The sequence below is a fragment of the Streptomyces sp. NPDC005774 genome (assembly GCF_042871645.1).
Taxonomy (GTDB): Bacteria; Actinomycetota; Actinomycetes; order Streptomycetales; family Streptomycetaceae; genus Streptomyces; species Streptomyces pratens.
Genome location: NZ_JBIAIV010000016.1, coordinates 147,394 through 160,372 on the forward strand (window position 1 = coordinate 147,394; position 12,979 = coordinate 160,372).

11 protein-coding genes and 2 pseudogenes are annotated in these 12,979 nt (G+C 70.3%); 4 read left to right on the forward strand and 9 right to left on the reverse strand.

Annotated elements, in window-relative coordinates:
* Window positions 1-38 precede the first annotated feature (38 nt).
* A pseudogene (locus tag ACFYQA_RS17530) lies at window positions 39-1,286 on the reverse strand (M20 family metallopeptidase); the annotation flags it as partial.
* A 129-nt stretch (window positions 1,287-1,415) separates the two neighbouring features.
* Window positions 1,416-2,195 carry an SDR family NAD(P)-dependent oxidoreductase gene (locus tag ACFYQA_RS17535; protein WP_388918046.1) on the reverse strand — a complete coding sequence of 260 codons (780 nt, stop codon included), beginning with the start codon at window positions 2,193-2,195 and terminating at the stop codon, window positions 1,416-1,418.
* A gap of 172 nt (window positions 2,196-2,367) precedes the next feature.
* Between ACFYQA_RS17535 and ACFYQA_RS17540 the strand changes: the two genes are divergently transcribed.
* Together ACFYQA_RS17540 and ACFYQA_RS17545 are read left to right on the forward strand one after the other, a co-directional pair.
* Complete coding sequence (locus ACFYQA_RS17540; RefSeq protein WP_388918049.1) at window positions 2,368-3,003, forward strand: TetR/AcrR family transcriptional regulator; 636 nt, start codon at window positions 2,368-2,370, stop codon at window positions 3,001-3,003.
* A 178-nt stretch (window positions 3,004-3,181) separates the two neighbouring features.
* Window positions 3,182-3,301 (forward strand): annotated as a pseudogene (locus ACFYQA_RS17545) (transcriptional regulator); the annotation flags it as partial.
* Window positions 3,302-3,349: 48 nt separating this feature from the next.
* Here the strand turns inward: ACFYQA_RS17545 and arsB are convergent.
* Together arsB and ACFYQA_RS17555 are read right to left on the reverse strand one after the other, a co-directional pair.
* On the reverse strand, window positions 3,350-4,459 hold the full coding sequence (gene arsB, locus ACFYQA_RS17550; RefSeq protein ID WP_388918052.1) for an ACR3 family arsenite efflux transporter: 1,110 nt from the start codon (window positions 4,457-4,459) through the stop codon (window positions 3,350-3,352).
* On the reverse strand, window positions 4,456-4,764 hold the full coding sequence (locus ACFYQA_RS17555) for an ArsR/SmtB family transcription factor (RefSeq protein ID WP_388918055.1): 309 nt from the start codon (window positions 4,762-4,764) through the stop codon (window positions 4,456-4,458). Before ACFYQA_RS17555 ends, arsB begins: the two co-directional genes overlap by 4 nt.
* 89 nt (window positions 4,765-4,853) lie before the next feature.
* Between ACFYQA_RS17555 and ACFYQA_RS17560 the strand changes: the two genes are divergently transcribed.
* Window positions 4,854-5,267 carry an arsenate reductase ArsC gene (locus ACFYQA_RS17560; protein WP_388918058.1) on the forward strand — a complete coding sequence of 138 codons (414 nt, stop codon included), beginning with the start codon at window positions 4,854-4,856 and terminating at the stop codon, window positions 5,265-5,267.
* A gap of 88 nt (window positions 5,268-5,355) precedes the next feature.
* On the opposite strand, the gene ACFYQA_RS17565 is transcribed toward ACFYQA_RS17560, so the two are convergent.
* Window positions 5,356-5,745 carry an ArsR/SmtB family transcription factor gene (locus ACFYQA_RS17565; RefSeq protein ID WP_388918061.1) on the reverse strand — a complete coding sequence of 130 codons (390 nt, stop codon included), beginning with the start codon at window positions 5,743-5,745 and terminating at the stop codon, window positions 5,356-5,358.
* Window positions 5,746-5,924: 179 nt separating this feature from the next.
* Window positions 5,925-6,908, reverse strand: coding sequence for a PstS family phosphate ABC transporter substrate-binding protein (locus ACFYQA_RS17570; RefSeq protein WP_388918064.1), 984 nt, complete (start codon window positions 6,906-6,908; stop codon window positions 5,925-5,927).
* A 282-nt stretch (window positions 6,909-7,190) separates the two neighbouring features.
* Between ACFYQA_RS17570 and ligA the strand changes: the two genes are divergently transcribed.
* Window positions 7,191-9,305, forward strand: coding sequence for an NAD-dependent DNA ligase LigA (ligA, locus tag ACFYQA_RS17575; protein WP_388918067.1), 2,115 nt, complete (start codon window positions 7,191-7,193; stop codon window positions 9,303-9,305).
* 281 nt (window positions 9,306-9,586) lie between these two features.
* On the opposite strand, the gene ACFYQA_RS17580 is transcribed toward ligA, so the two are convergent.
* The 3 genes from ACFYQA_RS17580 to ACFYQA_RS17590 all read right to left on the reverse strand — a co-directional run bounded on the left by ACFYQA_RS17580 (window position 9,587) and on the right by ACFYQA_RS17590 (window position 12,185).
* A complete protein-coding gene (locus ACFYQA_RS17580) occupies window positions 9,587-9,805 on the reverse strand; it encodes an EF-hand domain-containing protein (protein ID WP_386392021.1) in 219 nt (72 codons plus the stop codon).
* 283 nt (window positions 9,806-10,088) lie between these two features.
* On the reverse strand, window positions 10,089-10,958 hold the full coding sequence (locus ACFYQA_RS17585) for a universal stress protein (protein WP_388918070.1): 870 nt from the start codon (window positions 10,956-10,958) through the stop codon (window positions 10,089-10,091).
* A 156-nt stretch (window positions 10,959-11,114) separates the two neighbouring features.
* Window positions 11,115-12,185 (reverse strand): zinc-dependent alcohol dehydrogenase family protein, encoded by a 1,071-nt coding sequence (locus ACFYQA_RS17590; protein ID WP_388918073.1) that lies wholly within the window; start codon window positions 12,183-12,185, stop codon window positions 11,115-11,117.
* Between the last annotated feature and the right edge of the window lie 794 nt (window positions 12,186-12,979).

Below are 12,979 nucleotides of genomic sequence, written 5' to 3' on the forward strand. Positions count from 1 at the left end.
TGTGCGGCTGATCGTGACCGGGAGGCGGGCCGGGCGGCGAGCCAGGCGAGGGCGGCCACGGTCAGCGCGCGCACGCCGGTGTCCAGGGTGGGCTGGACCACCGGGGCGAAGAAGGGGCTGTGGTTGACCGGGACGTCCTCGGCGACGGTGCCGCCGCGTACGGCCTCGGCATGGCGGACGGGGTCGGTGCCGCCGATGCCCCAGTAGGTGAACGGCACCTCGAACGCCACGGGGATCTCGCTCATGTCCTCGCTGGCGGTCTGCAACTCGATGGTGTGCGCGTCGTCGCGGAAGTACGCGGCGAACGCCTCGGCGACGCGCCGGGTCGGCTCCTTGTCGTTGACGGTGGGCGGGAAGGAGGCGATCCGCTCGATCTCGGGTGCCTTCGGCGAGCGGGACGCCTCGCACTCGGCTTTGACGATCCGCTCGATCGCGTCCAGGACGTGGGTGCGGGTGGCGTCGTCGTAGGTGCGCACGTTGAGTTCGATGACGGCCCGGTCGGGGATGACGTTGGGGCCGGAGCCGGCGTGGATGCTGCCGACCGTGACCACGGCGGGGGTCGTGGCGGCCAGTTCCCGGGAGACGATGGTCTGCAGGCGCACGACGATCATCGCGGCCATCACCACCGGGTCGACCGCCGCCTGGGGCATGGAGCCGTGCGCCCCGCGTCCGTGCACGGTGATGCGCAGGCTGTCCGCCGCCGACAGGAACGAGCCGGCGCGGGTGCCGACGAAGCCGGCCGGATAGGGCAGTACGTGCTGAGCGAGCACCACGTCGGGCCGGGGCGACCTGGAGGTGAGACCGTCGGCGATCATGGCCTCGGCGCCCTCGCCGTTCTCCTCCGAGGGCTGGAGGAGAACCACGAAGGTACCCCGCCAGGCGTCCCGGTTCTCGGCCAGCAGCCGCGCGCAGCCGAGCAGGCAGGTCACGTGCACGTCGTGTCCGCAGGCGTGCATGACAGGCTGCTCGGTGCCGTCCTCGTCGGTCACGGTCGCGGTGGAGGCGTAGGGCAGACCGGTCCGTTCACGCACGGGGAGGGCGTCCATGTCGGCGCGCGCCATGACGGTGGGACCGTCGCCGTTGGCCAGCACGCCGATCACGCCCGTGCCGCCGATCCCGTCGGTGACCTCGTAGCCGAACGACCGCAGGGCCTCGGCACCCTTCCCCGCCGTGCGGTGCTCCCGCAGGCCGAGTTCGGGGTGCCGGTGCAGGTCCTCGTAGACGGCCTCGAGGTACGGTCGGATGCCGTCGAGGCCGGCGAGCACGGTGGGAGCACGGTCGTTCATGGGTAACGCTCCTTGCGCGGAGGGGGCTGCTCTTCACCGGTGTCCCATGATCTCGTCCTGCCCGCCTTTGACGATCCGGCGCCGGTGCTCACGCCCGTTCCGCGCCGACCGCCTCGGGTCCGGGCGGAGTCAGACCGCCGACCAGCCGTTGTCCACCGGCAGGACGACGCCGTTGATGCTGCTCGCCGCGTCGGAGGCAAGGAAGACGATGGCGGCGGCCTGCTCCTCCGGTTCACTGATGCGCCCCATGTTGACCATGTACCGGCCGACGACGGCGGGCCCGTGGGCCTCCCGGTCGACGTCGAGGCCGGTCGCGATACCGGTCATCGTGCCGCCCGGCACGATGGCGTTGGCACGGATGCCCTGGTCCCGGTACATCACGGCGAGGGAGCGGGTGAGGCCGAGGAGGCCGTGCTTGGAGACGGTGTACGCGGTGCCCGCCGCGCTTCCGCGCAGCGCCGCCTCGGAGGCGGTGTTGACGACGGCTCCGCCGCCCGCGGAGAGCATGTGCGGCAGAACGGCCCGCGTCAGCAGGAACGGCGCCGTGAGATTGATGCGCAGGACACGGTCCCACTCCGCGTCGGTGACATCCACCGGCGCGGACATGCTGTCCATCACGCCCGCGTTGTTGACCAGGACGTCGATCCCGCCGAAGGCGTCGACCGCGGCGGTGACGACCTCGTCGACCACCGCACCGTCGCTCAGGTCTCCCGCGACGGCGATCGCCGTGCCGCCCACCGACCGGATCTCGTCGACGACGCTCCCGGCTCCGTCGGCGTTCAGGTCGGCGACGACGACCTTGGCCCCCTCGGAGGCGAACCGCCGCGCGGCCGCGCGGCCGATGCCGGAGGCGGCCCCGGTGACGACGACGCTCTTGCCGGACAGACCCGTACCGGATGTGGCACCCATGAGAGCTCCTCTGCTCGACGTATGGATATGTCGATGTGCCGGCGACCTGTCGGCGTTCGTCGGCGTTCGTCAGCCTACTGGTTATTGTCGCAACGCGACACAAAGGCATGACGTGTCATTACGGCATCGCACGCCATAAAATAGGGTGTTCGCAGCGAGTGAGGGGGCCTGCATGACCGGACGAGCCGGTGGCGCCACGGGGCGACCGCCACTGACGGAGCGGCGGCGCGCCGAGACGCGCAGGGAGATCGCCGAGGAAGCGGTACGACTGTTCGTCGCGCAGGGCGTGGCGGCGACCACCGCGGAGGACATCGCCTCCGCCGTGGGGATCTCCACCCGCACCCTGTGGCGGTACTTCCGCTCGAAGGAGGAGTGCGTCCGCCCGCTGCTCACCACGGGACTGGAAGCCCTGGCCCGGGAGTTGCGGGACCGGAACGGCACCGCCCCCCTCGCCGAGTCCGTCATGCACGCCCACCGCGGCGAGGGCGCGGAGCAGGATCCACGGGCCCTGCGCGACCTGGTACGGCTGTGCCGGGACGAACCGGGGCTGCGTGCCGTATGGCTGGAGGCGCACTACGACGCCGAGACCGAGTTCGCCTCGATGATCGCCGACCGCACCGGCCGCCCCGGCGACGACCTCACGGTCCGCATGGAGGCGGGCGTACTGAACACCGCGCTGCGCATCGCGGTGGAGGACTGGGCCCTACGGCCCGACCCCACGGCGGGACCCCCCTTGGAGGACACCGTCACGGCTGCCTTGCGGCTGATCACTCACGTCTCCGCGCCGGAAACCCCTCGGCCCGCCTGACGGCCGTCCGCCCGCCCGGTCCGCTCCCGGGCCGCGCGTGCGGCCGTCGCCGTGGTGGCGGCCGGGATGCTCAGCCGCGCGAGGGCTCGGCCACGTCGACCGCTTCGGCCACGTCGACCACTTCGGAGCCCTCGCGACGCAGCCGCTCGGCGCCCCGGGCGCCGAGCGGCCCGAGCGCCTGAAGAAGCTGCGCGAGGCCGGCCTGCTGACCTCCGAACGACACGGCACCTGGGTCTCCTACCAGGTCGCACCCTCCGTGGTGACGACCCTCTCCGCCCTGCTCGGCCTGCGCGACTGACCGACCGCCTCCACCGAGGGCCCGCCCGCTGGTGAAGGCGGTACGCCGTCAGCGGCCCCCTTCGACGGTGGCCGTCACGGGGGCGGTGAACTTCTTGCGCCAGGCCAGCGACACGTAGACCAGGCCGACCAGCACCGGCACTTCGATCAGCGGGCCCACGACACCGGACAGGGCCTGGCCGGAGGTGACGCCGAAGGTGGCGATGGCGACCGCGATGGCCAGCTCGAAGTTGTTGCCCGCCGCGGTGAAGGCGAGGGTGGTGGTCCGGTCGTAGGCGAGGCCGATCGCCTTGCCCAGGGCGAACGTGCCCAGCCACATCACCGTGAAGTACACCAGCAGCGGCAGCGCGATGCGGGCGACGTCGAGCGGCTGCGAGGTGATGGTCCTGCCCTGCAGGGCGAAGAGGATGACGATCGTGAAGAGCAGGCCGTACAGCCCCCAGGGGCCGATCTTCGGCAGGAAGCCGTTCTCGTACCGCTCGCGGCCCATCTTCTTCTCGCCGATGCGGCGGGTGAGGAACCCGGCCAGCAGCGGCACGCCGAGGAAGACGACGACGTTCAGGGCGATCTGCCACATGGAGATGTCGAGGTGCTCGCCGTCGCCCAGGCCCAGCCAACCGGGCAGCAGGTCGAGGTAGAACCAGCCCAGCAGGCCGAAGGCCAGGACCTGGAAGACGCTGTTGAGAGCCACCAGCACGGCGGCGGCCTCGCGGTCGCCGCAGGCCAGGTCGTTCCAGATGATGACCATGGCGATGCAGCGGGCCAGCCCGACGATGATCAGGCCGGTGCGGTACTCCGGCAGGTCCGGCAGGAAGATCCAGGCCAGCGCGAACATCACCGCCGGGCCGACGAGCCAGTTGACGACCAGCGAGGAGACCATCAGCTTGCGGTCGCCGGTGACCGCGTCGAGCCGGTCGTAGCGGACCTTGGCCAGGACCGGGTACATCATGACCAGCAGGCCGACGGCGATGGGCAGCGAGATGCCACCGATCTCCACCTTCGCCAGGGCGTCGTTCAGTCCCGGAACGGCGCGGCCGAGGCCGAGGCCGACGGCCATGGCGAGCAGGATCCATACCGCGAGGAAGCGGTCGAGGGTCGACATCTTCGCCGCGATCGACGCTTCCACGCCGGTGGTCGCGGGTGCTTCGGTGCGGGTCACGGACAGGCCCTCTTGTTCCCGGCGGCGGTGCGGGCGGACTCGGCCAGGTCGGCGAACCGGCCGGCGAGCGAGGCGATGACGTCGGGGCGCAGCCTGTAGTACGTGAACCGGCCGCACGGCTCCGTCTCCACCACCCCGGCCTCGCGCAACACCCTCAGATGGTTGGAGAGGTTGGTCTGCCGGGCGCCGGTCTCCTCCACCAGATGGGTGGTGCACAGCGTCTCTCGGGCGAGCAGGGTCACGATTCGAAGCCTGAGCGGGTCGGCCAGCACCCGGAGCAGGTCAGTGTCGACTGACGTCATCATGGGCTGATACTTTCACATCAGTGGCGACTGACACCATCGGGTGCCGATATCACGCGCACCTGATCCCGTGCGACAAGAGAGATTCCCTGATGTCCGACAAGCCCTCCGTGCTCTTCGTCTGCGTCCACAACGCGGGCCGCTCCCAGATGGCCGCCGCATGGCTGACCCACCTGGCCGGGGACCGCGTCGAGGTCCGCTCCGCCGGTTCCGCGCCCGCCGACCGGGTCAACCCGGCCGCCGTCGAGGCCATGCGCGAGGTCGGCATCGACATCTCCGCCGAAACCCCGAAAGTACTGACCGTGGACTCGGTCCAGGCGTCCGACTACGTCATCACCATGGGCTGCGGCGACACCTGCCCGGTCTTCCCCGGCAAGCGCTACCTGGACTGGACCCTGGACGACCCGGCCGGTCAGGGCGTCGAGGCGGTCCGTCCGATCCGCGACGAGATCAGGAAGCACATCGAGGACCTGATCGCGGAGGTCGCACCGGGACCGACGGCCTGAAAGGGCGGCCTGAAAGGGCGGCCTGAAAGGGCGGCCCGAGTGGTCGGCCCGAGAAACCGGCCCGATCGGATCCCGACAGGACAGGGGGTCAGACCGCCGCCGGCTCCTGCGGACTCACGGGCTCCAGGACCTCGCGCACCCGGCGCAGCCCGGCGGGGTCGACGGAGTACCAGACCCAGGTGCCGCGCCGCTCGCGGTTCAGCAGCCCGGACTCGGTCATGACCTTGAGATGATGACTGACGGTGGGCTGCCGCAGGCCGAGGCAGTCCGTGAGGTCACAGACGCACGCTTCCCCCCGGGGAGCCCGCTCGATGAGGCGCAGCAACTGCAGCCGCGTCGGGTCGGCGATGGCCTTCAGTACGGCGGCGAGCCGTTCGGCCTCACCACGGTCGATCAACAGGCAGCCCAGGCCCGTCGTGCACGCTTCCGGGCCGTCCGACACCGTCTCCGCCCGCACACCGTACGAAGAGATAACCATCCGTTCAGCATAGGTGCGGGCCAGGGGTTCCTCCGGTGCGGGAAGCCAGTCCTTCCCGCTTGTTCACCAGGGATTCGCCTGCGCCGCAGACCCTTTGGCCGCCCGGCACGCACCGGGCCATCGACCACCGGACACCGGTCGATGAGCGATGAGCGATGAGCGATGAGCGATGTTCCTGCTCAGGACTCCTGCTTCGCCTTGAGAGCGGCGAGGTCCTCACGCAGCTCGGCATCCTGCTCCGCGCTGAGCGGTACGAAGTTGGCCTTCTCGGCGATGCGCTTGTTGTTCTCGACGTAGTACTCGATGAACGCCGCGACCTCCGGCTTCTCCAGCGAAGACGCCTTCGGGTAGATGAACAGCGGGCGCGCCAGCGGCTTGTAGCTGCCGTTCTGAACAGCCTGCACGGTCGGGGCGACGCAGCCGTCACCGCTGTCGATCGCCAGGGCCTTCAGTTTGTCCTTGTTCTCCTCGTAGTAGGAGTGGCCGAAGTAGCCCATGCCGCCCACGGATCCCGAGACACCCCTCACGATGAGGTCGTCGTCCTCGTTCGCCGTGTAGTCGGTGCGCGAGGCGCCCTCCTCACCGTTGACTGCATCGGTAAAATAGTCGAAGGTGCCCGAGTTCGTGCCGGGACCGAACAGTTCCAGTTCCTGGTCGGGGAACGACGCGTCGACCTGGTTCCAGTTGTCGATCTCCGAACCGGGCTGCCAGATCATCCTCAACTGGTCCACCGTGAGGCACTCGACGAAGTCGTTGCCCTTGCTCACCACGACGGACAGGCCGTCACCGGCGACCTGGAGCTCCTGGTACTCGACCCCCTTCAGCTTGCAGGCCGACACTTCGATGTCCTCGATCGCGCGCGAAGCGTTGGAGATGTCGCTCTCGCCGTGGCAGAACTTCTCGAAACCGCCGCCGGTTCCGGACGTGCCGACGGCGACCTCGACGTCGACGTTCTCCGCCCGGAAGAGCTCGGCCGCCATCGTCGACAGCGGAGCCACCGTGCTGGAACCGTCCACCTGAACCGTGCCCGACAGCTTCTCCCCCTCACCGCCGCTGCCGTCCGACCCCGCCTCGGCACTGCCGCACGCGCTCACGGCCAGCAGTACAGCTGCTGTCAGAACCACAGGGTTCTTGGCCCTGCGCAACGAGGTGGGGATGTTCACGTGTCTCTCGATCCTGTGACCGCCGGGGGAGCCCGGCCATGCCGATGAGGGGCGCGATGCGCCCCGTTGGGACACTTGGATCGAATCCCGCCTATACGAACCGAAGGCATACAAGCGACCACTGGGACATGAACCATAGGTATCCGCCTATATGGACGCGTCCGGTGGACGGTGACGCAGGCAACGACTCGGCATCGGCATCGGCATCACAGCAGGTCGATGCAGGTCGGTGCAGGTCGGCATCCGGTCCCGTTGTCAGTGGTGGGCGGCATGATGCCGGTCATGACTACCCCCGCAGCAGTGATCGTGGATGCCGCCGCCTACGCCCAGGCGGTCGAGAACGCCGTGAGCGCGGCGGCCGCCTACTACGAGGGCGGCACCTCACCGTTGGACGACGACACCTACGACCGACTGGCCCGCGGGATCGCTGCCTGGGAGGCGGCGCACCCGGACGAGGTCCTGCCCGACTCCCCCACCGGCAAGGTCGCCGGCGGTGCGGTGGAGGGCGACATACCGCACACCGTGCCGATGCTCAGCCTCGACAACGTCTTCTCGGCCGAGGAGTTCACGGCGTGGACGGCGTCCCTGACCCGACGCATCGGCCGTGAGGTCACCCGCTTCAGTGTGGGCCCGAAGCTGGACGGACTCGCGATCGTCGCCCGCTACAGCGGCGGTCGCCTCACCCGGCTGGTCACTCGTGGGGACGGGACCGCCGGGGAGGACGTCTCACACGCGATCGGCACCGTCGTGGGGCTGCCCGAGCGGCTGGCCGAGCCGGTCACCGTGGAGGTGCGCGGCGAAGTCCTGATGACGGCGGCCCAGTTCGAGTACGCGAACGAGGCCCGCACGAGCCACGGCGGTCAGCCGTTCGCCAATCCGCGCAACGCGGCCGCAGGCACCCTGCGGGCGAAGGAGCGGCTCTACACCGTGCCGATGACGTTCTTCGGCTACGGACTGCTGCCGTTGCCCGGCACCGACGGTCCCTTTGCCGAGCGGCTGGCGGAGCTCCCCCACAGCGATCTGATGTCCCTGGCCACCGAGCTCGGCGTGCACACCAGCGCCGCGACCATGGTCCCGGACTCCGTCGCCGAGTCGCCGGAGCAGGTCCTGTCCCGGGTGAAGGAAATCGCCGCGGTGCGGGCCGGGTTGCCGTTCGGCATCGACGGGATCGTCATCAAGGCCGACCTCGCCACAGACCAGCGGGACGCCGGCTCCGGGTCCCGTGCGCCCCGGTGGGCGATCGCGTACAAGCTGCCGGCCGTGGAGAAGATCACCCGGCTGCTGGAGGTGGAGTGGAACGTCGGACGGACCGGCATCATCGCCCCGCGCGGCGTCCTCGAACCAGTGGTCGTCGACGGCTCCACCATCACCTACGCCACCCTGCACAACCCGGCCGACATCACTCGTCGCGACCTGCGGCTCGGCGACCATGTCATGGTCCACCGCGCCGGCGACGTCATCCCCCGCATCGAGGCCCCCGTCGCCCACCTGCGCACCGGCGAGGAGCAGCCCGTCGTCTTCCCCGAGCAGTGCCCGCGCTGCGGATCGGACATCGACACCAGCGGGGAACGCTGGCGGTGCGCGCAGGGCCGCAACTGCCACCTGGTCGCCTCGCTCGCCTACGCCGCGGGACGCGACCAGCTCGACATCGAGGGCCTGGGAGCCACCCGCGTCGTCCAGCTCGTCGACGCGGGCCTCGTCGCCGATCTCGCCGACGTGTTCGCCCTGCGGCGCGACCAGTTGCTCGGCCTGGAACGGATGGGTGAGACCAGCACCGACAATCTGCTCGCCGCGATCGCCGCGGCCAAGGACCAGCCGCTGTCGCGGGTGCTCTGCGCGCTCGGCGTCCGCGGCACCGGCCGGTCCATGTCCCGCCGCATCGCCCGGTACTTCGCCACCATGGACAACATCCGCTCCGCGGACGCCGAAACGATGCAGCGGGTGGACGGTATCGGATCGGAGAAGGCACCCTCGATCGTCGCGGAACTCGCCGAACTCGCCCCGCTCATCGACAAGCTCGTCGCGGCGGGCGTCAATATGACGGAACCCGGCGCCACTCCGCCTCCGGCCGCCGACTCCGACTCCGACTCCGACTCCGACTCCGACTCCGAGGACCGGCATAAGGCCGGGACGCCGGGGGCGGGCAGCCCGCTGGCCGACATGACGGTGGTGGTCACCGGTGCGATGACCGGAAACCTGGAGAAGCTCTCCCGCAACGAGATGAACGAACTCATCGAACGGGCCGGTGGCCGCTCCTCCTCCAGCGTTTCCAGGAGGACCACCATCGTCGTCGCCGGAGAAGGCGCCGGCTCCAAGCGCGCCAAGGCCGAACAGCTCGGCATCCGCCTCGCCACCCCGGACGAGTTCGCCACGCTGGTCGCGGGCCTTCTGGAGTGACCGTCGCAACGACCGTGGGAGGGCAAGGGGCGTGCCCGGTGACGACCGCCTGGGTTCGGGGCGCGCAGTACACCCTGGTCACCCGGAGTCCGAGACCTTCCGCCGTCCCGGCCCGGCAGCCGTCGGCGGTGGCCGGCCAGGGCTGGGGCCGACCGTTTCCCGCACCCCGGTCCGGCGGTGCGTGCCGGACCGGGCGCCGGCACCGCACCCATGCGAGGACGCAAGGTCGGCTGAAGGCGGCACGGACGAGCCCGGCACTCTCGCGTGCCGGGCCACCGGGGTCAACGGTTCATGGCCGCCCAGAACTCCTCGAAGGACATCTGGCCGTCGCCGTCGGCGTCGAGTGAATCGATCAGTCCCCGGGCCTCCGACTCGGTGATCTCGGAACCCTCCAGCTCCGCCACGACCTTCCGGTACTCGTCTGCGGTGACCAGGCCGTCCCCGTCCAGGTCGTAGCGCTCGAAGACCTTCCGCGCCGCTGTCTCCACGATGTCCGCCATGTGCTCCGTCTTTCCGCGATCTTCGCTGACGGGCCCACACTATCCGTCCGCCCGGGAGAAGCAGGCCGGCAGGATTCGCCTTCCGCCGCTTCCGTCCGTGGCGGTCCGGGAGGGTCGTCTTCACCCATGACTCCGGCCTGACCACCCGCCGAGTGGGGCGGGTCGCCGTCACGGGGCGGTGAGGTACCAGTGGCCGGCGGGGGTGCCGGCAAGGTACCGGGCCCGGCAGCATGACATGAATTCTCCCGTCCGGTTCCGGTTCACTCGCCGGTCCGCCACCGGCTCAGCCGTGCGGGGACTCGGGCACGGTGATCACCGGGCACTCCGCCCGGTGCAAGAGGCCGTGCACCACCGATCCCAGCCTCATGCCGGAGTATCCCCCGCGCCCGTGTCTGCCGACGACGACCACCAGGGCGCCGAGCGAAGCGAGGGCCAGTTCCTCCACCGGGTGGCCGCGCAGGACCTCATGGGTGATCTCCACGTCCGGGTACTTCTCTCCCCACCCCGCTACGGTCTCGGACAGGATCCGGCGCCGCTCGTCAAGCCCCGCCGCTTCGTCGCCGAAGGACACGACGGGCCGCCGCCACACCCACACGGCGTGCAGGGCGGCGCCATGCAGCGCCGCCTCTTCCACGGCGAACTCCACGGCGGCTCTCGAGGATCCGCTGCCGTCGACACCCACGACGAGACGGGGATGCCGTTGCCCCGCGCGCTCCGGTTCCCTGACCACGACGACCGGGCAGTCGGCCTGAGCACTCACCGGAACGGCCACTGAGCCCGCGCTGAGGAGCTCCTCCGGTCGGCTGAGCCGACGGGAACCGACGACGACCATCCGGGCCTGCACCGCCTTCCGGCAGAGCACCACCGACGGCGTCCCGTCGAGCAGTTCCGTCGTCAGGGGCACTTCCGCGTACAGCGCCCGCACCGTGGCAGCCGCCTCGGCGAGCGCGCCCTCGCCCTGGACCCGGAGCATGGTGCGACTCCAGGGCGCGTCGACGTGCTGTCCTCCGGGCAGGAGCGGCACCGCCACCACGAGCCGGAGGGGCAACCGCCTGCGGACGGCCTCGTCGGCCGCCCAGGTGAGCGCCGGAACGGGCTGCTCGCGCGGGTCGATCCCAACGATCACCTCATTGCGTGCAGCGGTGTTCTTCATGGCTCCTCCTGCCGCCTCGTGTCGTTATGGGGGAACGGACTGCGACGAGTGGGCCCGGCACCGCCGTAAGCGCCCTCGGCCATGCCCCACCAGTGACGCTTGGACGGGACGCTCCGTTCACGCTGTCGCACCGGGCCCCGGGCCTCCGCTTCCTTTTCAGGGCACCCGGACCGCCAGGGCATCGTGCTGCTGCCCGCCGAGAACGACCTTGAGCGCACCGGTGTCGGCGGCCCGTGAGAAGACGTCGTACGCCTCTTCCATGTGGTCCAGCGGGAAAGTGTGGGTGACCATGGACGCCGCAGGCAGACGGCCGGCGGCCATCATGCGCAGCAGCGTGGGAGTGGAGTGCGTGTCGACCAGGCCGGTGGTGATCGTCACGTTCTTGATCCACAGGTCTTCGAGGTGCAGTGTCGCCGGCTTGCCGTGCACGCCGACATTGGCCACACGCCCGCCCGGCCGCACCATGCGCGTGCACGTCTCGAAGCTCTCCGGCACCCCGACCGCTTCGATGACCACGTCGGCGCCGAGCCCTTCGGTGAGGTCGGCGACCAGTTGCTCGGCTTCTTCACCCGCGGCGGCCACGGCATCGGCGCCAAGGCGCTTGGCGGCCTCCAACCGGGACGGGGCGAGATCCACGGCGATGATCTTCTCGGGCGTGTACAGCCGGGCGGTGGCTATCGCCGCGAGCCCGATGGGCCCCGCTCCGACCACGGCGACGGTGTCCCCGGGCCGTACGCGCCCGTTCAGGACACCCACCTCGTAGGCGGTGGGGAGGATGTCGGCCAGCAGGACGGCATCCTTGCTGTCCACCCCGCCGGGTAGCGGGTGCACGGACAGATCCGCGTACGGCACGCGGACGTACTCGGCCTGGGTGCCGTTGATCCGATGGCCGAGGATCCAGCCTCCGCCGCCGCGGCACTGTCCGTATGCCCCCTCCCGGCAGAAACGGCAGCGGCCGCACGCCGTGATGCACGAGACCAGGACGCGCTCGCCGGGGCGGACACCGCGTACGTCGCTGCCCACCTCGACGACCTCGCCGACGGCTTCATGCCCGAGCACCGTGCCGGGGCGTACCTCCGGCACATCGCCCTTGAGGATGTGCAGGTCGGTCCCGCAGATGGTGGTGGCGTCGACCCGGATGATCGCGTCGGTGGCCTCCTGCAGGGCGGGGTCCGCGATCTGCTCCCAGGCGGACTTGCCGGAGCCGTGGAACACGAGTGCTTTCACAACGATCCCTTCCGGGCGCCGGTCGTGGGCAACACCAGCGACCGGGGCCCTGTGCGCGGCCACCCGCAGCCCCTGGAACCGTCGGCGCCGAGAATGACGGGACACCATTGGTGGGACATTCGAACGGAGTGGCCTCTTCTTCCCAGCCTGCCCGTGACGGCTGCCGTCCGCATGGGCAGGCCGATCCCGTTGCCGGGCCGCCGGACCCGGTATGCCGGCCCCAGCTACCGCTTGCGCACCAGGGCCGAACCGCTCGAAGCCGGACGTGAGGGGTGCGCGAACGGTCCCACGATGCCGCCCGGGTGGGCCGAGCGTGACAGGCGGCCCTTCTTGGCGCCGTCGAGCCGTCTCCGCGCAGCTCTGCCCCGAACCGGCGGCTGCCGCAGGCCCGACGGGCCCCGGACGATCCCATACTGCCCTCGCGGCGTCGGGCGGAAGCAGCCAGGCTGGGTATGAGCCGCTCGGCGGCTCCTGTGCCGGGGAAGGAGTTGGTCACCATGACGAGCCTGGTGGGATTCGTTGAAAAGCGTGAGCAGTCAGCAGACAACTGTCACTTGAGCGCTCAAATGGGTGAAATGGGTGCAGTTGCTGCCGAAGTGCTCACGCTTTTCAGGCCATTCACACCACCGGCCGGGGGCCCACCGTGGTGCATCGCGAGCCGATCAGCCTCCCGGCGTCGACGCCACAGGCACATGGTCCCAGGGCCCCGGCAAAGTCGTCGGTCATGCGGTCAGGAGAAGGTTGACGGGGCGGTCAGTGTCGCGGGCGTGGTGTCGTAGGGCGGCGGCGATGTT

Bases quoted from the DNA above. Each gene is read 5' to 3' on its own strand.
- ACFYQA_RS17560 (WP_388918058.1), top strand. From the start codon at position 4,854: ATGTCCGACAAGCCCTCCGTGCTCTTCGTCTGCGTCCACAACGCGGGC.
- ligA (WP_388918067.1), top strand. From the start codon at position 7,191: ATGACTACCCCCGCAGCAGTGATCGTGGATGCCGCCGCCTACGCCCAG.
- ACFYQA_RS17565 (WP_388918061.1), bottom strand. From the start codon at position 5,745: ATGGTTATCTCTTCGTACGGTGTGCGGGCGGAGACGGTGTCGGACGGC.
- ACFYQA_RS17540 (WP_388918049.1), top strand. From the start codon at position 2,368: ATGACCGGACGAGCCGGTGGCGCCACGGGGCGACCGCCACTGACGGAG.
- ACFYQA_RS17555 (WP_388918055.1), bottom strand. From the start codon at position 4,764: ATGATGACGTCAGTCGACACTGACCTGCTCCGGGTGCTGGCCGACCCG.
- ACFYQA_RS17585 (WP_388918070.1), bottom strand. From the start codon at position 10,958: ATGAAGAACACCGCTGCACGCAATGAGGTGATCGTTGGGATCGACCCG.
- ACFYQA_RS17535 (WP_388918046.1), bottom strand. From the start codon at position 2,195: ATGGGTGCCACATCCGGTACGGGTCTGTCCGGCAAGAGCGTCGTCGTC.
- ACFYQA_RS17580 (WP_386392021.1), bottom strand. From the start codon at position 9,805: ATGGCGGACATCGTGGAGACAGCGGCGCGGAAGGTCTTCGAGCGCTAC.